Here is a 21,470-nt window from a genome sequence, read left to right as displayed (position 1 = left end):
GCATTAGCCGATCTGGGTGATCTCTGGTCCGCGTTCTGGACGCTTCAGCTCAGAGTTCTGCTCAGGGTTCTGCTCAGTGCCTGCCGGGCGGGCCTGCGCATTGGCCGGAACACTCAGGGGCAAGAGTTCGGCCGGTGGCAGTGGCTTGTCGCCGCGGTTGACCACGACAGTGCGCAGGATCCCGTCAACGATGCCAGCCGCTTCTTCGTCTCCAATGGCAGCGCCGCCAATGACCGCACGCAGGAACCAGCGGTGGCCGTCGATGCCGACAAAGCGCAGGGCGACATGCCCGGCGCGACCATCAGGCAGCTGCTGCGGCACCTTGGCGAGCAGCTCCTGGCCGTAATCGCCGTCGCGGGTGAAAATTTCGCCGTTCTGGGCACTGATATCGCTCTTGATCTTGTCGCTGATGCCAGGCCACAGCGATTCGGACTTCGAGGAAGAGAAAGCCATCAGCTGGATACGCGACTCGGCGATCTCCAGCGACACCGCGATGACACGCTTGTTGGACTCTTCAACGTCCATGCGGACCTTCAAGCCTGCTACTGGCTTGATCAGGATCGAGCCGAAGTCAAGGTATTCCTGCGTATTCTCGACCTCGCTGTAGTCGAACGGGCCGTCCTTCGGCTCGGCCTCGCCCTGGCCTGCCTCAGCAGCTGGTGCGTCGACTGGCTGGTCTTGGGCTTTCTTGCGCTTGAAAATCATGGTGTCCTTAGAAAATCTCGTCTTGCACTCAAGGGTACTTACTTGGAACTGAATCCGCCGGTCGAACCGAACCCGCCAGCGCCGCGAGCACTGCCGTCCAGCGAATCGACTTGGATGAACGCTGCCTGCTCGACTTTCTGGATTACCAGCTGGGCGATTCGGTCGCCTCGGCTGACTTCGAAAGACTCAGACGTGTCGGTATTCAGCAAGGTGACCATGATCTCACCACGGTACCCCGCGTCAACAGTACCCGGTGCATTCACAACGGTAATGCCGTGCTTAGCAGCCAAGCCGCTGCGCGGATGCACGAGACCGACATAGCCATGCGGGATGGCCAGCGCAATGCCTGTTGGAATGAGCGCGCGGGCGCCAGGCTCCAGCACCAGCGACTCGCGAGCATGCAAGTCAGCACCAGCATCTGACGGATGCGCGTAGCTGGGAACCGGCAGTTCGGTGTCAAGCATCTTGATGGCAATGGAAATTGATGGCTCACTCATCGGTGTAGGTCTTCCCCCGGAGTTATGTGAAATAGTCACTCGATAGTTTCTCGTGGCTAACTCTATCGCGCGCGCAGGGCAATCCCCTGCCGCCAGCCCCGAGGTCATGGAACCAGGAAATATTGCCTAAACTTGGAACCATGAGTAATTCCAGCCCCGAGGGTTCGAACGTCCTGTACAGCGAAAAGCTCTGGCCATCGGCCAGTACCTGGATTTGGCCGATCATCATTTCCATCACCGCAGGTATCGCAGTAGCACCGATTAACGGCATCCTTGGATGGGTTGCCGGTGGCGTAGTTTTGATTTCACTGGTCGCGGTGTTCCTGCTGCGCGTGCCAGCCATCGAAGTCACCGATGATCTGGTCACCGTTGGCCGGGCCAGCATTGAACGCAAGTACATCGGCAACGTCGTCGGCTACCGTGGCGACGAAGCTTTCAAGCAGCGTGGACAGAAGCTTCACGGCTTGGCCTACATGCTGTTGCGTGGCTGGATCGACGGTGCCGTGCGCATGGAAGTGACCGACGAGCGAGACACCACGCCGTACTGGCTGACTTCCACCCGCCGCCCCGAAGAGCTGGCTGCCGCACTCTCGGGCGTGATGTACGAATTCACCGAGGAAGGCAAGGCCGAAGCAGCCAAGGAGGAGCAGGCAGAAGACGCTTCAGGCGAATAGCATTCACGGCTCCATAGAATAAAGCGATGGCGTCCTGGACCTTCCGGTCCAGGACGCCATCGCTTTCAGAACTGTTGCGTAAGCTTCCTAGCCTTCGCACTCGCTGCAGAATTTCTGCCCGTTGTCTTCACGGGCCAGCTGCGTGCGGTGACGCACCATGAAGCAAGATGCGCAGGTGAACTCGTCTGCCTGCTCCGGCAGGATCTCGATGCTCGCTTCTTCCTGCGATGCTTCGCCGCCGGGCAAAACATATTCCTCAGCCAAGGGTGTTTCGGCCTCGTCAACCAGGTTGGCCATGGCTGCGGTCTTGCCTGCCTTGAGCTGAGCGATTTCCTTGGCTCGTTCCGCTTCTGACATTGCTACGGGTGCAGCAGATTCATTTGCCATAATCGTTTTTCGCTCTTTCCTGCAGGTCTTCGTCCTAGCCGGCTGCTTCACAAGGTGAAAACTTATACCGGCATAGAAGTATAGCGTTATTCCGGGTCATCCATTCCCGTTCATGCCACGCTATGCCATGGGCGGAAGGTTCAAGGAATTACTGCGTGAGGTTGATGACTAATCTTGCGCCACACCCTGCGCGGTGGTAGGAATTCAGGCTTCGAGGTGGCAGAGTTTTACACAGGAAATAGAGCGTGTGGAGGGTAGGAATGCGTCAGCTGAGACTGGTAGGAATTCATGAAAATGGTTCCAGCCTGCAGGTCAGCAGCGACGACGGGATGAGCTTCGAGCTACCTGTTGACGATGCACTGCGCAGTGCAATGGCCGAAATTGCCCGTTCGCGGGCTCCAAGGAACCGTGAGGAGTCCTCGGTCCATTCGCCGCGCGAAATTCAAGCGCGAGTGCGCGCTGGTGCTTCCGCCTACGATCTGTCTCTTGAGTGGGATATCCCAGTCGAGGACATCGTCAAGTACGAAGGTCCGGTGCTGGCTGAGCGCGAGCACATCGCCGAGCTAGCACGTCGTGTCGAGGTTTCAGGACCACAAACCGATGCCGAATACCGCGAAGTATTCGGCGAAGAGCCTGCGGATCTTGGTTCCATGGTGGTCCACCGCCTGCACCAGCTGCACATCGACGCCGACTCGGCTCGATGGAACGCCTGGAAAGATCCAGAAGGCCAATGGATCGTTACCGTGCAGTTCGATTCCCCGCTGCCGACCGAGAATGTCGAGTCCCTGGGCTCGGATTCCACTGAAGCTTCCTCGAACAGTGCGCGGTGGGCATTCACCCCGGCACGCAAGTCGTTGAAAAATCTGAACCGCTGGGCACAAACCTTGAGCGAACAGGTGGCCCCTGAATACTTTCGCCCGGTCTCTGCGCTGAACCAGCCAGAGCCTGAGCAGGCTCCTGCAGCCAGCACACCGGAACCGGATGAGACCGAAGAACTGGTCACGTTGCTGAACGCTCGTCGTGGGCAGCGCACGAAGGACCAGGATCCGGAGCGCGAGTCACGCTACAACGAGATCATCGAACGCAGCATGAGCAAGTACGACGCCGACGATGAGGACTCGCTGCCGCACCTTCCGCAAGGAATTTCGGCACGCACTTCGCAGCTGGTGGTCGTCACCGATCAGGATGCCGGCGGTGCGAACAGCACTGAGGACAAGCCGTCCGAGCAGAATGCCGAGGAGTCCGCTCCGCGCAAGGCCAAGCGGTCTTCGGTCCCCAGCTGGGATGACATCATGTTCGGCAAGCGCAAGAAGGACACCGATTCCTGACGCGCCGCCGGGCTAGAGCGCATACGGGTGCGGGAGCAGCATTTATTCAATGCTGCTCCCGCACCCGTATGCGCTTGTTCCGTTGAGAACTAGGTGGTGCGGTGCACCAGCAGCGGGATGAAGCGCTCCCCCGCAGTGAGCGATCCGTGCTGCCCTACCATGTCAAACGCCATCGGCGTAACGCGTCGGCCGTCGTAGAAAGCGATAGCTTCCGCTGCCAGAATCATCAGATCACCCAGCCGGGCTGCATGCTCTTCGGTAATGGCGCCGAAGTAGCCCAGTTCAATGGCTTCCTCGCGCGTCATCACCCAGGCTTTGGTGCCGTAGGCCTGCTGCCAGGCCTCGCGTACGCGTAACCGGCTAGCCGCGTCGGTCTGCGTGTCGAAGGTCAATTGGACTCCACGAGGTTCGCCGCTGGTCAGCTCCACGCCTTCGATAAGCTCCGGCTGCTGGCTGTAGTCGATGCGTTGGGATGCGGGGATGTCCACCATTCCATGGTCACCGGTAATCAGCACCGTGGTTTCTTCTGGCAGTTTGGAGACCAGGTTCTTAATGACGTAATCCAACTCTTCGAGCGTGTCCCGCCATTGGCTGGAGTCCACGCCGAATTTGTGTCCGGCCTTGTCCAATTCATTGAAGTACGTGTAGACCAGCGAATTGCGGTTCGACTCGAAAATGGTTCGGGTAGCACGCGCACGGGCCGCAGGCTGGTTCGCCGGCACGAATTTGGGGCCGCGCAACGACGCGCGAGTCAGGGCCGACTTGGCGAACATCGGAATAGACACGGTAGCCACGTGGATGCCGTGCTCGGCGACTTTCTGGAAAACGGTCGGGCGAGTCTGCCACGCTTCGGGGTCCAAGTCCCCTGGCCATCCTCCGAGCTGGTTAACTACACGGCGCTTGGCCGGATCGATGACGTCATAGCCAACCATTCCATGTTCGCCGGGAGCCAGGCCCGTGGCCAGGCTGCTCAGGGACGTCGCGGTGGTGGAAGGGAATCCCGTTCCCAGCTTCTGCCCCTTTTCGAACAGGCCGCGCAGGAAGGGTACATGCCCGAGATGGCTCTTGAGCTGGTTCCAGCCCAGTCCGTCAACCATAATCAGTGCCACACGTTTTGTCGGGGCAAAGCCCAAAGCGTTCTCGTAGCCCGGAACGCCCATTGCAGCGGCTGCCGACGGAAGGATCTCCGACAGCGTAGCTTGGCCGTATTTGGGCGCGTCCGGGATTTTCTGTGCCGGGACAGGCAGGTTGCTGCGTTTCTGTTCCTCGATCATGCTCAGGCGATCGTGGCCAGGCGCAGGCGGACAGCGAATTCCCGTGCCTTGTTCACGGCCTGCTGGCCGTCGGCCTCGGCGCTGACGCGGATGACCAAGTCCTCAGGCTGCGAGGTGCCGTTCAGCCCGTGGTCGGCATCGCACTGCGGATCGGCACAGGCGGCAGGGGCCAGATCAATCCGCTTGGTTCCGTTCCAGGACAGTCCAAAGGTCAATTCCTTGACCGGGTCAGCGGCCGAGTAATGCTGCGGCTGGTGGTAGACGTAACTGGTGGCAACCGAGGCGATGCGGGCCAGGGAAATCATTTCGACGGAGACCTGCGCCATGACGTCCTTGCCGTGGTCGTCAAGCTGCTGGTCATCGACGTGCACAATGAAAAGCACCTTTTCACTCATCACCATAACGGTGATATGGCGGTGCACTTCGGTATGGTCGAAGTGAGTTTCCAGATGTACATAGTGGTCAAGCACTGGTTGGCCCATCATGGCTTCAGCCAGTACATCCTGGACCATCTGCGGATAAAAACCCGCACGGACCAGATCATGCTGAAGCTCAGCGCCAGGAGTGGTCGAATACGTTGGAGAACTCATGCCCCAATTCTACTCAGTCGCCACAGGCAATTCACGTTTCGGCGATTGCACTCAATTACGCAATGCCCGGCGGACGCTATCTGTGCGTTGCTCAGCGTTGCTGATCTGGATGTTCACCGCCAGCACGCTCAACGAATCGGTGGCAACGGTGATCGGCGCGAATTTGGCAACGGTCACTTCAGGATGGTTGTCCTTGAAGAGCGAGACGCGGGTGATGAAGTCCTTCAGGGCATCAAGATCCACCGCCGGCAATCCCTGGTAGCCGAAGAGCCGCACGCTGCTGCGCGGACGGCGGATGAGCTGTTCCAGATCATGGGTGGAGAACGGCGCCACGCCGTGGGCCCAATCATCGAGCAGGTTTACCGGATCGCCGCTGAGCCCGAAGGAAATGACTGGACCAAGCAACGGGTCTTCCACGGCCTTGACCACGCAAGCCTGGCCAGCAGGAGCCATGCTCTGCACTTCCAGGGAGTCCACGCCGTAAACCGCCATCAGCGACTTCATATGCGTGAAGTTCGCTTCCAGGCTCTGCTTGTCCGGGATGCTCAAGCGCACGCCGCCCAAGTCCAGGCGTTGGCGCAGATCAGGGTCGTTGGCTTTCAGTGCCACCGGCCAGCCGAATTCTTCGGCCGCCGCAACAGCTTCTTCTGCGGTGTGCACCACCCGATGGGACAGGAACTTGATCCCGTAGAAGTCCAGCAGCTTCTGCACCTGCGCGTCGTCCAATTCCAGCAGGTTGGTCCCCGAGATGGTCTGCACCAATTCATCAAGGTACTCCGCGGCACCGTCCACGTCGATTCCAGCTGGATCCTTCATCGGCTCGTAGGGAACGTCAACCCACTGCTGGTATCCATAGGCCTTGGCCAGGGCGCCGATGACGGTGGTTGGCGAGGTGTATACCGGAATCCCCTGCTTCAGGCCGCCAGTAATTTTCGTATCCGCCAGGCCCGGAACCAATGCCACCACTGGTTTTGGCTGGCCAATGAACTCCTTGGCGACCTTCAGAACTGCGCTGGTATCCAGCTCCGAGTAGGGCAGGTGCGCCAGCAGAATGGTGTGGATCTGCGGGTCTTCCACCAGTTCCTTGATCCGGGCGCGCAGCACCGGAATGGCCTTGGACTGGCCCATGCTGTAGTCCAGCTCTTCGCTCTGCACGACGGTGTTCAGGTTCCTGTCCTCGGCGACGTCGCACACCACCTCTGCGATGGTCGAGGAGTTGGACAGGATCGCAACGTTCGGGCCCTTCGGCGCAGGGAAGACCGAAAGCAGGGCCGTGACATCCAGCAGCTCTTCTGATGAACGCACGCGAATCACGCCAGACTGGCGAAGAATTGCGTTCATTGCACCTGGTGGCGCTTGGCCTACGCGCACCGAGTGGCCCGGAGGAAGGCGGCGGCCCATCACATCGGATTTAGCCACGATCACAGGCTTGCTGCGGGCCAGGCGCCGGGCGATGCGTGCGAACTTGCGTGGGTTGCCAAAGGATTCCAGGTACAACGCGACAACATGGGTACGCAGGTCGTCCTCAAAGAACTGCATCGCGTCGTTGCCGGATACGTCAGCGCGCAGGCCTGCGGAAATGGCGCTGCTGGGGCCAACACCTTGCTGCAAGGCCACACCCTGGATGATTGTGCCCATGGCGGCCGATTGGGTGAAGAATCCGACGTTTCCGGATGGCGGAACGTGGTGGCTTCCGGTGGCATACAGCTTCACCTGCGGGTCGGTATTCATCAGCCCGGCAGAACCCGGCCCTACCACCCGCATGCCGTTGGCACGAGCCAGCGACACAAGTTCACGCTGGGCACTCAACCCTTCCGGAGTTTCGTAGCCGGTGGTCATGATGACCAGGGATTTGACCCCGTGGGTGGCGCAGTCCCCGATGGCTTCCATGACCCCTTCGCGCGGAATGCACAGGAAGGCGACATCCACCGGTCCCGGGATTTCGGTGATCTTCCCATAGGCCACCATGCCGCCCACTTCCAAGGCCGCATCGTTCACCGCATACACGGCACCGGTGTACCCGGATTCCACAATTTGTTCCAGCACGTCGTGCCCCAGCTTGCCCCAGGTGCGGCTGGCTCCGATGACGGCAACGGACCTAGGCGCCAGAAGAGCAGCAACACTGCTCGCCTCGGCGCGGTGTTCTCGCGCCTCGGTCACTTCGCGGGATTTCTCGGTGGGACTGATGGAAAATTCGAGCATGACTACGCCGTCTTCAAAATGCCGTGCGACCGCGTACCCGGCATCGGAGAAGACGGTGAGCATCTTCCGGTTCTCTGGAAGAACCTCGGCCGAGAACTTCTCGATGTCGTTTTCACGGGCCGCCGCGGCCAGATGCTCCAAGAGGATCGAGCCGATACCAGTGCCCTGGTATTCGTCCGAGACGTTGAAGGCGACTTCCGCCTCCCTCGGGTCATCCAAGCGGTCGTAGCGGCCGACGCCGATGATCCTTGCGCCACGAACCACGGTGAAGGCGACGCGATTCACATGGTCGACATTGGTGAACCGTTCGAGCTCTTTAGGGGTCAGTGACGACTTATACGTAAAATAGCGTAAGTAGACTGACGTCTCAGACTGCTGCTTGTGCATCTCCTGGAGCGCTTGGGCATCCTGCGGAGTAATCGGCCGCAGGTGTGCAGTTGTCCCATCGCGAAGCACAACATCTGCTTCCCAATGCGCCGGATATGCCGCCGAAAGTTTACGATCCACCATAGGCTTAGGATAGTCGGCAGTTCGGCGTTGCGCCCAGATGCAACACGAAGATTCGGCAGTTCCGGCCCTAAGACAGTAGATGAAGGACGAACAGAGTAATGGCTCGTAAGAAGTCTGAAGAGATTCCAGCGGATTTCGTTGAAAATATCGTCGATATAGACGTCACCAATGAAATGGAATCATCCTTCTTGGAGTATGCCTACTCGGTGATCTACTCCCGCGCGCTTCCCGATGCCCGTGATGGGCTGAAGCCAGTTCAGCGCCGCATCCTCTTCCAGATGGCGCAAATGGGCTTGCGCCCGGAGAAGGGCCATGTCAAGTCTGCCCGCGTGGTCGGCGAAGTGATGGGCAAGCTGCACCCCCATGGCGACACCGCGATCTACGACGCCATGGTCCGCCTGGCCCAAGACTTCTCCCTTCGGCTGCCGTTGATCGATGGCCACGGAAACTTCGGATCGCTCGATGACGGCCCGGCAGCCCCGCGTTACACCGAGGCCCGTCTGGCAGCCTCCGCTGTTGCCATGACCGCTAACCTGGATGAAGAGGTCGTGAACTTCGCCCCGAACTACGACAACCAGTTCATGCAGCCCGAAGTGCTGCCGGCAGCATTCCCCAATCTGCTGGTCAATGGCACCACCGGCATTGCCGTGGGCATGGCCACCAACATGGCTCCCCACAATCTGGGCGAAGTTGTCGCTGCTGCGCAACACCTGCTCAAGGAACCTGACGCCACCGTCGAAGAACTCATGAAGTTCATTCCGGGCCCGGATTTGCCCTCGGGCGGCAGCATTACCGGTTTGGACGGCATCAAGGATGCCTACCGCACCGGTCGTGGCTTGTTCCGCACCCGAGCTACCGTGGCCCTGGAGAAGATCTCCGCACGCAAGTCGGGCCTGGTAGTCACCGAACTGCCTTATGGCGTGGGCCCTGAAAAGGTCATCGAGAAGATCAAGGATGGCGTCAACAGCAAGAAGATCTCCGGCATCTCCGATGTTGTCGACCTGACCGACCGGCATCACGGCCTGAAGCTGGTTATCGAGCTGAAGAACGGTTTCAACCCGAACGCTGTCCTGGCCAGCCTGTACAAGTACACCCCGATGGAAGACTCCTTCGGCATCAATAACGTTGCCCTGGTCGACGGCCAGCCACGCACCATGGGGCTGGGCGAACTGCTCACCGTGTATGTGGACCACCGACTGGATGTTGTACGCCGTCGCACCGCGCATCGCCTGGCCAAGCGTGAAGACCGTTTGCATCTGGTGGAGGGCCTGCTGATTGCCATCGTTGATATTGACGATGTCATTGCCATTATCCGTTCCTCCGAGCAGACCGCAGAAGCACGCGAACGCCTGATGACGGTCTTCGACCTGAGCGAGCCGCAGGCCAGCCACATCCTGGAACTGCGGTTGCGCCAGCTGACCAAGTACTCCACGCTGGAGCTGGAGACCGAAGCCGAGCAGCTGCGCAACGAAATCGAGGAACTGCGCGCCATTTTGGAGTCCGATGAGCTGCTGCGCACCCTGGTTTCCGATGAGCTCGGGGAAATGGCCGACACTTTCGGCACCCCGCGCCGGACCAAGCTGCTGAAGTCTGCTCAGCTGGCACCGCTGAAGGGCACCGCGTTGCCTGAAGAAGTCGGGACAGGCAAGAAGGCCAAGTTGGCCATGGAAGTCTCCGACAGCCCGTGCTGGGTATTGCTCTCGGCCACGGGGCAGCTCGCCCGGACTCCTGATCGGGACGTCGTGGACTACTCCGCGGCGCGCATCAAGCACGACGTGCTCACCTCGCAGGTTGCTTCCAGCGCCCGTGGTGAGATCGGAGCGCTGACGAGTGTCGGACGGATTATTCGCATCTCGCTGATCGATGTTCCGGTGCTTCCCGAATCCCATGGCTTCCCGCAGCTGGCCCACGGCGTGCCGATCTCCGAGTTCCTCAAGCTGGGCAAGGGCGAAAGCGCGGTGGCACTGGTTCCGCTGAACCAGGTGATTGCCGTGGGCACCAAGAACGGTGTGGTCAAGCGGGTCACCCCGGACTACCCGCTGAACCGTGACGAGTTCGAGGCGATCACGCTCAAGGACACCGACGTCGTGATTGCCGCGGCGCCGGCCGAGGATGCCGATGAGCTGGTGTTCCTGACCAGGCAGGCTCAGCTGCTGCGTTTCAGCGCTTCGGCGGTGCGTGCCCAGGGCCGCACCGGACAAGGCATGGCCGGCATCAAGCTCGCCGCCGATGACCAGGTGATCTTCTTCGGTGTGGTTCCTGCCGGTGCTGGCGACGCGGTGGTAGCCACGATCGCTGCCGGTTCGCAGACCCTTCCTGGCACCTCGGGCCAGTCGGTGAAGCTCACCGACTTCTCCGAGTTCCCGGCGAAGGGCCGCGCCACCGCGGGCGTGCGCGCTCACCGTTTCGTCAAGGGTGAGGACTACCTGCAGCTGGGCTATGCCGGCCAGGGTCCTGCGCGTGCCAGCTCCAAGGCAGGCGTAGTGCGTGCTTTGCCTACCGAATATGGCAAGCGCGATGGTTCGGGCGCGCCTTTGGCCCAGTCAGTGAACATCATTGGCGGAACCATTGCCGGCGGGCACGATGCTTCTGCAGCACCTGCTGCCCAGGACCTCCAGGCAACCGCGCGGCAAGAAGCGTTGATTCCCGAGACAACCAAGGCAAAAGCGGCCCCGGCCATCACGCCGGGCGAAGACGCGCTGCCTTTCGACGACGGTGGAGTAATCCTCTAATCCAGCAGCGCCAGAACTGAACGCGGCGTCGTTTCCACCTCCTATCCGTGGGTGGAAGCGACGCCGCAGTCCTATGCGCTGACCCTGGGCTTCTGGCTTCCCAGTTCAATGCGGTGGGTGCACTGCCCGGCAAGCATCTGGTCATGGGTGATCAAGACGACGGTTCGTCCGGCAAGGGCGAGATGCAAGGTGGAAAGCAGGTCCTGGGCTTCATCCACCCCCAGATGGGCAGTCGGTTCATCAAGCAAGATGATCTGGTGGCCGCCCACCATGGCACGGGCCACGGCGAGCTTGCACCGCTGACCGCCGGAGAGCTGGTGCCCGCCGGAACCGATGCGTGCCTCGAGGCCTTCTGGCTGTGTTGCCAACCAGTCCGACAGCCCGACTTGCTCCAGCACTTCTTCCAGCTGCGCATCGCTGCGCAGCTGGCCTTCAGTGACGCCCAGCATCAGGTTCCGGCGAATCGAGGAGTCGAAGAGGTGCGCCTCTTGCGGGCACCAGGCAACCGATGACAGGTCTGCCTGCTCTAGATCCAGCAGGTTCCCGCGGGCATCGATGCCCTTCAACTTGCCCGATTGCGCTGGCAACGCGCCCAGCAACGCGGTGAGCAACGTCGATTTGCCAGAACCCGATGGACCGGTAATGGCCGTCCATTGCCCTGCCGGGATGCGGGCGTTCAGATTCTCCAGAACTGGCGTTCCCTGCTCGTACCCGAGGCTCAGCGCTTGCGCATCGAAGCCGGCGATCCTGCTTTGCTTCACCGGCGGGTTGTGCTGCGCTGCTCGTGCGCCGTGGCTTTGCATGCCGCGTTCTTCCAGCCTCGATGACAGTACCTTCAGCGCCCGCCCCTGCTGCACCGCCAGCAGGGCATTGCCAGCGCTCTCCCCCAAGGCCAGGCCCAGGAGCACGGCCAGTGCCGTAAACGATGCGCTGCTGTGCGATAGCGCGGTGATGGCAATGGCAAGCAATACGCTGGTCAACGTGGCCAGGGCCGTGGCGCTGCCTTGGCCCAGGGCATGCCGGCGAGCGCGCTGCGTATTGCGTGCTTCGGCGTCCTGGAACCGGCCAATGGTCCGTTCCATGGCCTGATTGCTGCGCAGTGCGGACTTGTGCCGCAAGATGCCCAGCACGCTCTGGTTCATCTGCATCCGGTGGCTGAGCTGATGCACGAGGTGTTCGCCTTCAATGCGCTGCACAAGCCAACGCACCGGGAAGACCAGCACCAGCAGCGCACCGAGGGCCAGATATCCGAATTCGGGCTGGATGAAGTACAAGGCCGTTGCTGCTGCAACCCACACTACGATTGCCTGCAGCGGCGGGAACAGCACCCGGGCCAATAGGTCGCGCAGTTCATCGACCTCGGCCAGCAAGAATCGCAGGATGACCGAGGAACGGGTCAGCAAGCCCCACTGTGCGGGGTTGGCCACCATCGCGTTCCACATCTTCTCGCGCAAATCCGAGGCATAGGCCAGCACCGCGTCGTGAATCGCGAGCTGTTCCAGGTAGCGGAAGGCAGCTCGTCCGATTCCCAGGCCTCGGACCATCGCGAAGGCTACGGTCAGGTGCAAGATGGGAGGCTGGTAGCTGGCTTCAACGATCAGCCAACCGCTCAGGGCCGCGAGCGCCACGGCGCATAGCACGCTGACTGTCCCCCAGAGCACGCCCTTGGGGGCAGCTTTGTACCCGGCAAGCAAGTCGCGCATCGGGGTGAACTTGGACTTCACCGGCCGTTGGCCAGTGGCGCCAGGCTGCGTTGCCGCGGTGGCTCGCGACCGGTTGCCTGCGGATTCTTCACGGTGGGCAGGGCCAGCACCATGCGCTATGCTGCCCGCACGTTCGTCCTGCCCGAAGGCGGGGTCGTGGCTGGCGACCAGCATCGCGCAGCGGGCTGGAAGTCCACTCAGCAGTTCGCGTACTTGCTGGGCGTTGCGCTCATCGAGGTGCGCGGTAGGCTCATCGGCCAGCAGCACGGTGCAGTGGTCGTCGCTGTGAACCCGCAGCAACGCGCGCAGCACTTCCAGGCGGCGCAGCTCGCCGGGTGAATATTCACCGATCGGGCGCTCGAGCATGGACTCCATCGATAGCCGGGAGCTGAGCTCTCGGCGCAGTTCAGCCGATGCCGCGGGGGCGTCCTGGTCCAGTTGCCCGTTGCCGGTTGCTGCGTTGAATTGCGGATGCTGGCTAATCACTGCAAGCTGGCCGGCTATGAAGACCCGCCCGGTGGCCAAGGCCGGATCGAAGGTGTTGTCGCTGCTGTGCGCCTCGGCGATCAGCTTGAGCAGCGTGCTCTTGCCCGAACCGCTGGCAGTGGACAATACCAGGCGCTCCCCCGCGCGCAACTGAATATTCACGGCTTGGTGGAGTGGATGCATGCCATCGTAGCTGATCCGCAGGTCCGCGACGTCCAGGACGCTATCTGCGTTCCTGGCCGTGCTGGCACGAAGCTGATGGACCGGGGTGGCAGCGGTGATGGCTGTGTACTTCTGGTAGGCAGCCAGCCCGTCATCGGCCGCATGGTAGGCAGAGCCCACTTCGCGCAGTGCCGAGAACAGCTCGGGTGCCAGAATGAGGATTATCAGCCCGGCGGCGAGATCCATATTCCCGCTGACCAGTCTCACGCCGATCATCACCGCGAGTACCGCCACCGAAAGGGTTGCGATCAGTTCCAGCCAGAAGCTGGACATGAATACGGTTTTCAGGTTGGCCATGGTGGCCGCCCGGTATTTGCTGCTGACGGCGGCGATGGCGCTGCCGTGCGCCCGTGCCCGGCCCAAGCCCAGCAGTGCGGGCAAGCCCTGGGCGAGTTCGTAGAGCTGGTGGGCAAGCCGATCCAAGGTGGCTTGGGATTCGTTGAGGGTGTCCTGGGTGTGCATGCCGATCAATGCCATGAACACCGGCACCAGCGGGATCGTCAGGAGCAGCACCACTGCGCTGATCCAGTCCAGCTGCAGAATGTAGAGGCCAAGCAGTAGCGGGACGGCCAGGGCGCCGATGAGCGCAGGAATGAATTTGGTGAAGTAGTCATCGAGCTTCTCAAGGCCATGGCTGGCCAAGGTGGCGGTGACCGGTATGGAATGCTGTTCCGCCGCGGGGACGATGGCCGGTTGCGCGGCTTGCCTGCGCACCAGGTTCAGCCGTAGCCGTTCCTTCGCGCCCAGGCCCATGCGGCGGGCGCCGGCGTTCAATCCCCATGCGCTGAGCGCTCGAAGCGCGGCGCCGGCCAGCGCCAGGATCAGCAGGTGCGATTCATTGGCCCCTCCATCGGCCATGGTGGCGATCCATTGGCCCAGCGCGTAGGCGACGAATACCAGCCCGACGACTTTGAGCGCGGAGAACAGCGCCAAAACCAGGAATTGTCGTGGCGTGATCAGTTCACGCGGCAGGAATCGCGGGGCTGGCATTACTACTTCTTTCCCTCGGAAATGCGGTTACTTGATGATGGAGACGACTCGATGAGTTTCTGGAATGTGCTCTTCGCGCAAGCGCTTGCGGAAGACCCAGTAGCTCCAGGCCTGGTACGCCAGGACCATTGGCACGCCGAAGGCGGCCACGACGCTCATGAGCTTCAGGGTGTAGGCAGTGCTGGACGCGTTAGCCACGGTCAGGTCGAAGGCCGGGTCGATGGTCGATGGCAGCACTACCGGGTAAGCGGCGGTGAAGATCGCTGCGACCCCGGCGAGCAAGGTGGCGCCCAGGGCGATGAAGGAGAGTCCCTCGCGCCCAGCGCGGCCGCTGGCTATCGAAATGGCCAGGCAGACCGCTGCCAGGCCCAACACCGCCCAGGCGATGGTGGAATCGTTGTCCAGCAGCACCAGCAGGACCCACGCAACTAAGGGCAGGATTGCTAGCGGCAGCCAGCGGCCTACGAGCTTTCCTGCTTCATGGCGGACTTTTCCGTCGGTTTTCAACCGCAGGAATGCCAACGCATGGATCCAGCAGAACGCCACCACTGCTGCGCCGCCGAGGACGGCATGCCAGTTCAGCCACGCGAAGGCCCCTCCGATTCGGTCGCCGTTCTCGTTCAAAGGCAGACCCAAGGTGGTCAATGCCAGCATGGCACCGACACCGAAGGCGGCCACCAGCGATCCGATTCCCAAGGCCAGGTCCCAAGCTTTCCGGGTTGCTGCGGTGATCGCCTTGCCTCGGTACTCAATGGCAACGGCACGGAAAATCAACGCCAGCAGGACAAAGGTCAGCGGAATGTAGAGGGCCGAGAACAGCGAGGCGTACCAGTGCGGAAACGCTGCGAAGGTCGCACCGCCGGCGGTCAGCAGCCATACCTCATTGCCATCCCAGACCGGGCCGATGGTATTGAGCAAGAGCCGTTTGCGCTTCTCGGTGGAACGGCCGAGACCGATGAGCATGCCCACCCCGAGGTCAAAGCCTTCGAGGAAGAGATAGCCGCACCAGAGCAGCGCGATCACAATGAACCAAAGTGTTGGAAGCCAATCCATTGATGTTCTCCTTAGTCCGTGCCGCTAGTAGGCGAAGGCCAGTACGTCGTCGTCATCGTTGTCCGGGTCCGAGGGGCCGTCCGCTGGTGAATGATCTGACGGTTCAAGCTCCGGCATTGCCGATGCCACGCCGCCACGAATGTAGCGGCTGAGCAGCACCAGTTCCACGACCAGCAGCACACCGTAGATTGTCGTGAGCGCGATCAGCGAGAAGAGCAGTTCTCCTGCGCTCACTGTCGGAGAGACCGATGCTGCGGTGTACATGAACACCTGGTCCACGCCACCCATCTGCGGGTTGGGGACTACAGTGAATGGCTGCCGGCCCATTTCGGTGAAAATCCAGCCAGTGGCGTTTGCGCCGAAGGGTGCGGCAATGCCTAGCAGGGCAAGGCGCGAGAGCCATTTGTTTTCTGGGACGGTGCCCTTGCGAGTGATCCATAGCGCAACGCCAGCAGCCAATGCCGAGAGCCCGCCGAGGGTGATCATCAAGCGGAAGCCCCAGTAGGTCACTTCCATCACTGGCAAGTAGTTGATTTCCTGGCCTGCGTACTTGCCGAAGGATTCATCGTTCGGATAGTACTTGCCGTATTTTTCCTGGTATTCCGGAATCAGCGTGTTCACGCCCTTGATTTCGGTGGTGAAATCCCCATTGGCCAGATACGAGAGAATGCCCGGGATTTCGAAGACCGCTACGACGTTGTCGCAGTTGGTTGAACCCTTGGCGGTGATATCTCCCAAGGACAGCACCGAGAAGCCTGTTCCATCGTGGCAAGCTGCCTCCGCAGCAGCCATTTTCATCGGCTGCTGCTCGAACATGAGCTTTGCTTGTTCGTGCCCGCTCAGTGCCACACCGAGGAACGCGACCATTGCTACCGCGGCGCCGATGCGCAGGGACTTGATCCAGACTTGGTAGTCCACCTTGTCACGGCTTTTACCGCGGCTGGGATCTTCGCCCACGACAACATATCCGTTGGCATCCACCGAGTCGATGCCTTCTTTGCGTCGGCGGTAGAGATGGAACCATGAGATGCCCAGCAGGAAGCCGCCGGCAACGGCGAAGGCACCGAAAATAGTGTGCGGGAACGTCACTAGCGCCGTGTTGTTGGTGAACACCGCCCATGCGTCGGTCATCACGGCTCGGCCGTCAACTATTTTCGTTCCAACCGGGTGCTGCATCCATGAGTTCGCAACAAGGATGAAGTAGGCGGAAAAGATCGTTGCCAGGGATGCGCACCAGATGGTTGCCAGGTGCACGCGTTTGGGAAGCTTCTTCCAGCCGAAGATCCAGAGCCCCAGGAATGTAGATTCTACGAAAAAGGCCAGCAGTGCTTCCATGGCCAACGGCGCTCCGAATACGTCCCCTACATAGCGGCTGTATTCGCTCCAAGCCATGCCGAACTGGAACTCTTGGACAATGCCCGTGGCGATGCCCATGATGAAGTTGATCAGGAAAAGCTTGCCCCAGAATTTTGTCATTCGCAGCCAGTGCTCGTTGCCGGTGCGATGCCACATGGTTTGCAGCGTGGCCACGGTCAGGCCTAGTCCAATGGTCAGGGGCACCATCAGGAAGTGGTAGACCGTCGTAATGCCGAATTGCCAGCGGGCAATCTCTAGAGCATCCATGGATTCCTCAACTATCGTGGGATCGAAGTTCAATCACTTTTCTACGTTCCGTAGAAAAGTTCTCCAAGGCCACCATAGACGATTTCGACAGCGTGTAGAAATCGAGACGATAAGCAATTTCAGAAACTGGAAACTTCGCCAGTGCGCACGTGGGCGCAAATACTAAGCCTATTGACAGGGTTGTGTCTACGGTTCTTAAAAAACCCAAGTCAACAAGTTTCACCCGCGACATTCTCGCACCTCATTGCGAAACGGGTAAAGCATGTACTCACCCCTCTCTTTTACATGCCGTAGAAATATTGTGGAAAGATGGCTACAATTAAGAACCCAAGCAGTGTGCTTGCACTCCATGAGTCAAGCAACCGCGTCAAAACTAATGCAAGTGAGGTACGACCTAGTGGCCAGCCTTGGCGATCTGGAACGCTCCGTCATGGATCTTCTGTGGGATTCTGCAGAACCACTCACCGCGAATGACCTTCGTGATGATTTGGCGGCGCTTGGCACCGACGCGAAAGAACTCGCAGTCACTACGGTGCTGACTGTGCTAGCCCGTCTCGAAAAGAAGGGTTTGGTAGAGCGCGAGCGCACTACCCGCCCTCACCGGTACGCAGCTTCATCCTCCCGTGAGGATCACACCGTTGGACTGCTCAACGACGCCCTGGGCACCGCCCAGGACCGTGAAGCAGTCCTGGCACGATTCATCGGAGGCATCTCCCCCGACGAGGCAGCATCCCTGCGTGCTATCTTGGACTCAGTAAAGTCCGCATAATTTAGAAGAACTTCGGGGACTGAGTGCTTCTCACCTCATATTTCCTAGCGGCGTTGGCTATCGCATTGGCGTGGCCGACGCCGTTGGCTTTATCCAAGGCTAAATGGACCGCCCGCTCACCAGTGCAAGCGGTACTCCTTTGGCAAGCCATCGCATTAGGCGGTGGACTTTCCATGATCGGCTCGATGCTTGTCTGGGGCTTGGCCCCATTGGGCGATGACCTCATCTCCGCGCTTCATGGCGGCTGGCTCCTGATAATGGGAGATCCCAGTGTGCCCGACCCCGGCGAAGTGCACCTGTTCGCCTTGAGCGCAGCACTGCTCTTCGGATTTCACCTGGTATTAACCCTCATACGAGCGGCTTGGCGCATCTCTCGCCAACGAGCCAAGCACCGGCATCTGCTGCGCCTCTTGAGCAACCCGTCCCAGACGCGGCCAAATACCCTAGTGATTGATCACGACATGCCTGTTGCATATTGCGTGCCGGGGATTTCGCAATCGGTGACCGTGCTATCGCGCGGATTGCTCACCCAGCTCTCTGCCGAAGAGCAACAGGCGGTTATTGCCCATGAACGCTCCCATTTGGATCAACGGCATGATCTGCTGATCCTGGCATTCACGGCGTGGCACGAAGCATTGCCTTGGCTACCGACTTCACGCCTTGCCCTCGACGCAGTGCGCCAACTGATAGAAATGCTCGCCGACGACAAAGCACTGGAAAAGGTCAATAGGCACACTTTGCTCAAAGCCATTGTCACTGTCGCCACCGCCGCAGCAATGGATGATTCGTCGTCAAAGAATCATTCGTCCAGTGCCGGCCTAGTTGGCATGCCAGATGGTGAAGTCTCCTCCCGCCGGCTGCAACGCTTGCTCTCCCCGCAGGATCCGCTGGGCCGCCCGCAGCGCGCACTAGTGCTCCTGAGCACCATCATGTTGCTGATCTGCCCGACAGTCCTGCTCATCGCACCGCGGTTGCTGGACTGGTAGCACTCTCTTGGCGCAAACAGCGAAGTCCCTGGACCCCGTTAGGGCCAGGGACTTCGCCGTTTGCATTGCTCTAGACGTCGATACGATCTCGTTCAAGATCGTCGGCGCCGTCGATAATGAACTTCTTGCGAGGCGCTACGTCGGAGCCCATCAGCAGATCAAAGACCTCCTCGGCTGCCTGCGCATGCTCGATGCCGACACGGCGCAGCATACGATGACGCAGGTCCATGGTGGTTTCAGCCAGCTGGTCCGCGTCCATTTCGCCTAGGCCCTTATAGCGCTGGATCGGCTCCTTGTAGCGTCGGCCTTCCTTCTCCAAGTTGGCCAGCAGCTTGGTCATTTCCGCCTCAGAGTAGGTGTAGATAACCTCATTCTGCTTCGACCCCGGATTGATCACCTCAATGCGGTGCAGCGGCGGAACCGCTGCATAGACGCGACCGTGCTCGATCATGGGACGCATGTAGCGATAGAACAACGTCAACAGTAATGTCCGAATGTGCGCACCGTCAACATCAGCATCAGTCATCAAGATGATCTTGCCGTATCGGGCTTGCTCAATGTCGAAGCTGCGCCCCGAACCGGCCCCAATCACCTGGATCATCGCTGCGCACTCCGCGTTCGAGAGCATGTCCGAAATCGAGGCTTTTTGCACGTTGAGGATCTTGCCTCGAATTGGCAGCAGCGCCTGGTACTCGCTGGAGCGCGCGAGACGGGCAGTGCCCAATGCGCTGTCGCCCTCGACGATGAACAGTTCAGACTTTCCAACTTCCTTGCTGCGGCAATCGAGCAGTTTGGTTGGCAGCGAAGAAGACTCCAAAGCGGTCTTGCGACGCTGGGTTTCCTTGTGCATACGTGCCGACACGCGAGATTTCATCTCGTTGACGACCTTCTCCAGCAGCGTGGACGCTTCAGCCTTCTCGTTGCGCTTATTGGATCCCAGTCGGTCGTTGAGTGCCTTCTCCAGCACCTTGGAAACAATCTGGCGCACCTGCGGTGTACCCAAAATTTCCTTGGTCTGCCCTTCGAACTGCGGCTCTGCCAGTCGGACGGTCAGCACGGCAGTCATGCCCGCCAGCACGTCGTCCTTCTCCAGCTTGTCCTTCTGGCCGAACTTGAGCTTCCGCGCATTGGCCTCCACGTTCTTGCGGAAGGACTTGAGCATGGCCTGTTCGAAGCCGGCAGTATGCGTACCGCCCTTGGGGGTCGCAATGATATTCACGAAGCTGCGCAGCGAGGTTTCGTAGCCGATTCCCCAACGCACCGCGACGTCAACTTCGCAGACACGCTGCACATCTTCAATATGGCTGCGACCACTGCCATCGATGACCGGAACCTTTTCATGGAACGATCCGCTGCCATGGAAACGCCAGATGTCCGTGACCGGCGAGTCGCTGCTCAGATAGTCGACGAACTCGCTGATGCCGCCATCATGCTGGAACACTTCCTCATGAGGCCCGTCCGCACCCGGGGTATCCGGTAATCCACGTTCATCGCGCAGGGTGATGCGCAACCCAGGAACCAAGAAGGAGGTCTGGCGCGCTCGATCCTGCAAATCCTTATAGGAGAACTTCGCATCCGGGGTGAAGATATGGTTATCCGCCCAGTAGCGAATGCGCGTTCCAGTCACGCCCCGCTTGGCTTTGCCGATAACGCCCGGAGCCGTCGCCGTCTCATGAGCCTTGAAAGAAGCGTCCGCTTTCTTGCGGCCCTTATCGGTAAATTTGCCTGGCTCTCCACGACGGAACTGCAGGCCGTAGGTCTTGCCGCCGCGGTCAACTTCGACGTCCAAACGGGCCGACAAGGCGTTGACGACCGAGGCGCCCACGCCGTGCAGACCGCCCGAAGCACTGTAGGAGCCACCACCGAACTTGCCGCCAGCGTGCAGCTTGGTGAAGACAACTTCCAAACCGCTCAAGCCTGTCTTGGGTTCAACATCGACAGGAATGCCGCGGCCGTCATCCTGGACTTCAACGGAGCCGTCAGAGTGCAAGATGACGTCAATTGCCTGGCCGAAACCGCCCAGCGCTTCGTCAACTGAGTTATCGATGATCTCCCAGAGGCAATGCATCAAGCCACGGGAGTCGGTGGAGCCGATGTACATGCCTGGGCGCTTACGAACCGCTTCCAGGCCTTCCAAGACCGAAAGGTGCCGGGCGCTGTAATTGTCGGATGAAGCCACTGAGCTGTTGTCTCCTACTTGCATGAGAAAGTACGTCTTATTCCATATTCTAATCGTTAATGTGTTCGAATACCCGCTATTTTCCGGTGCTGCCCAGCACGCCGGTCTCCTATGACCTTATCCACATGCGCTACGCGGTGAGCGAAAGAACAGGCAAATCGGGATAGAGTCGGAGCCCAAGCTGGTTGTATAGAGTAACCATCAACTTTAGGAGGCTGGCAATGACTACTACGACCGCTAGTCGTGAACTGAACGCCCTCGACCGGTGCGACCGCTGCGGCGCACAGGCCTACGTGCGAGCCGTGCTGGCTTCGACAGGCGGTGAGTTGCTCTTCTGCGCTCACCATGCCCGCGATGTAGAACCGAAACTGCGTCCGCAGACTTCGGTCTGGCAGGATGAGTCCTCGCGACTCTATGAAAAGCCCAAGGTGGACGCCAACGACTAAACTCGTTGCCAGCCACTAATTCGAGAAGGTGACCCAATTCTGGGTCACCTTCTTCTTGCATTAACGGCAAATAAAAATGTGGCCAGCAGTTCAATGAATGAACTACTGGCCACA

17 protein-coding genes are annotated in these 21,470 nt (G+C 60.1%); 6 read left to right on the top strand and 11 right to left on the bottom strand.

From position 1 onward, the window contains the following. Positions 1-3: 3 nt before the first annotated feature. Positions 4-705 (bottom strand): DUF3710 domain-containing protein, encoded by a 702-nt coding sequence (locus ACIOTN_RS03010; RefSeq protein WP_105656754.1) that lies wholly within the window; start codon positions 703-705, stop codon positions 4-6. Positions 706-743: 38 nt separating this feature from the next. Then, entirely contained in the window at positions 744-1,202 is a 459-nt protein-coding gene (gene dut / locus ACIOTN_RS03005) for a dUTP diphosphatase (RefSeq protein WP_105656755.1), read from the bottom strand. A 140-nt stretch (positions 1,203-1,342) separates the two neighbouring features. Between dut and ACIOTN_RS03000 the strand changes: the two genes are divergently transcribed. Beyond that, positions 1,343-1,876, top strand: coding sequence for a DUF3093 domain-containing protein (locus ACIOTN_RS03000; RefSeq protein ID WP_105656756.1), 534 nt, complete (start codon positions 1,343-1,345; stop codon positions 1,874-1,876). Between the two features lie 87 nt (positions 1,877-1,963). Here ACIOTN_RS03000 and ACIOTN_RS02995 read toward each other — a convergent pair whose 3' ends face one another. Further along, positions 1,964-2,263: a DUF4193 family protein gene (locus ACIOTN_RS02995; protein WP_105656757.1), complete on the bottom strand. Its 300-nt coding sequence runs from the start codon at positions 2,261-2,263 to the stop codon at positions 1,964-1,966. A gap of 260 nt (positions 2,264-2,523) precedes the next feature. Between ACIOTN_RS02995 and sepH the strand changes: the two genes are divergently transcribed. Beyond that, positions 2,524-3,591: a septation protein SepH gene (gene sepH / locus ACIOTN_RS02990; protein WP_105656758.1), complete on the top strand. Its 1,068-nt coding sequence runs from the start codon at positions 2,524-2,526 to the stop codon at positions 3,589-3,591. Positions 3,592-3,680: 89 nt separating this feature from the next. On the opposite strand, the gene ACIOTN_RS02985 is transcribed toward sepH, so the two are convergent. Genes ACIOTN_RS02985 through ACIOTN_RS02975 form a run of 3 tightly spaced genes read right to left on the bottom strand, consistent with a single transcriptional unit; the run spans position 3,681 to position 8,167 of the window. Beyond that, the gene (locus ACIOTN_RS02985) at positions 3,681-4,865 is read right to left on the bottom strand and encodes an alkaline phosphatase family protein (RefSeq protein ID WP_105656759.1); all 1,185 of its coding nucleotides are present in this window, start codon (positions 4,863-4,865) and stop codon (positions 3,681-3,683) included. A gap of 2 nt (positions 4,866-4,867) precedes the next feature. After that, positions 4,868-5,455 (bottom strand): DUF5998 family protein, encoded by a 588-nt coding sequence (locus tag ACIOTN_RS02980; protein ID WP_105656760.1) that lies wholly within the window; start codon positions 5,453-5,455, stop codon positions 4,868-4,870. Positions 5,456-5,506: 51 nt separating this feature from the next. After that, positions 5,507-8,167, bottom strand: a complete 2,661-nt coding sequence (locus tag ACIOTN_RS02975) for a GNAT family N-acetyltransferase (protein ID WP_105656761.1) — start codon at positions 8,165-8,167, stop codon at positions 5,507-5,509. Positions 8,168-8,265: 98 nt separating this feature from the next. On the opposite strand from ACIOTN_RS02975, the gene ACIOTN_RS02970 reads away from it, so the two are divergent. Further along, positions 8,266-10,899: a DNA topoisomerase (ATP-hydrolyzing) subunit A gene (locus ACIOTN_RS02970; RefSeq protein ID WP_105661470.1), complete on the top strand. Its 2,634-nt coding sequence runs from the start codon at positions 8,266-8,268 to the stop codon at positions 10,897-10,899. Between the two features lie 71 nt (positions 10,900-10,970). Here the strand turns inward: ACIOTN_RS02970 and cydC are convergent, their stop codons facing one another. Genes cydC through ACIOTN_RS02955 form a run of 3 tightly spaced genes read right to left on the bottom strand, consistent with a single transcriptional unit; the run spans position 10,971 to position 16,976 of the window. Continuing rightward, positions 10,971-14,300, bottom strand: coding sequence for a thiol reductant ABC exporter subunit CydC (gene cydC, locus ACIOTN_RS02965; protein ID WP_402734771.1), 3,330 nt, complete (start codon positions 14,298-14,300; stop codon positions 10,971-10,973). Between the two features lie 27 nt (positions 14,301-14,327). Continuing rightward, entirely contained in the window at positions 14,328-15,353 is a 1,026-nt protein-coding gene (cydB, locus tag ACIOTN_RS02960; RefSeq protein WP_105656764.1) for a cytochrome d ubiquinol oxidase subunit II, read from the bottom strand. 24 nt (positions 15,354-15,377) lie between these two features. Beyond that, entirely contained in the window at positions 15,378-16,976 is a 1,599-nt protein-coding gene (locus tag ACIOTN_RS02955) for a cytochrome ubiquinol oxidase subunit I (protein WP_105656765.1), read from the bottom strand. A gap of 397 nt (positions 16,977-17,373) precedes the next feature. Here ACIOTN_RS02955 and ACIOTN_RS02950 point away from each other — a divergent pair, with 397 nt between their 5' ends. Next, positions 17,374-17,745: a BlaI/MecI/CopY family transcriptional regulator gene (locus tag ACIOTN_RS02950; protein ID WP_066144398.1), complete on the top strand. Its 372-nt coding sequence runs from the start codon at positions 17,374-17,376 to the stop codon at positions 17,743-17,745. A 155-nt stretch (positions 17,746-17,900) separates the two neighbouring features. Here the strand turns inward: ACIOTN_RS02950 and ACIOTN_RS02945 are convergent, their stop codons facing one another. Further along, a complete protein-coding gene (locus ACIOTN_RS02945; RefSeq protein WP_353615986.1) occupies positions 17,901-18,080 on the bottom strand; it encodes a hypothetical protein in 180 nt (59 codons plus the stop codon). Here ACIOTN_RS02945 and ACIOTN_RS02940 point away from each other — a divergent pair. Then, the gene (locus tag ACIOTN_RS02940) at positions 18,003-18,731 is read left to right on the top strand and encodes a M56 family metallopeptidase (RefSeq protein ID WP_332727150.1); all 729 of its coding nucleotides are present in this window, start codon (positions 18,003-18,005) and stop codon (positions 18,729-18,731) included. The two genes, ACIOTN_RS02945 and ACIOTN_RS02940, sit on opposite strands and share 78 nt — an antisense overlap. 70 nt (positions 18,732-18,801) lie before the next feature. Here the strand turns inward: ACIOTN_RS02940 and ACIOTN_RS02935 are convergent, their stop codons facing one another. Next, on the bottom strand, positions 18,802-20,910 hold the full coding sequence (locus ACIOTN_RS02935) for a type IIA DNA topoisomerase subunit B (RefSeq protein WP_105656859.1): 2,109 nt from the start codon (positions 20,908-20,910) through the stop codon (positions 18,802-18,804). Positions 20,911-21,131: 221 nt separating this feature from the next. On the opposite strand from ACIOTN_RS02935, the gene ACIOTN_RS02930 reads away from it, so the two are divergent. After that, positions 21,132-21,356 (top strand): hypothetical protein, encoded by a 225-nt coding sequence (locus tag ACIOTN_RS02930; protein ID WP_105656767.1) that lies wholly within the window; start codon positions 21,132-21,134, stop codon positions 21,354-21,356. Positions 21,357-21,470 lie beyond the last annotated feature (114 nt).

It is taken from the genome of Glutamicibacter sp. NPDC087661 (assembly GCF_044743275.1).
In the GTDB taxonomy this organism is placed as follows: Bacteria; Actinomycetota; Actinomycetes; order Actinomycetales; family Micrococcaceae; genus Glutamicibacter.
Note: the sequence above shows the minus strand (reverse complement) of the source record. Positions and strands in the feature narration are given on the sequence as shown.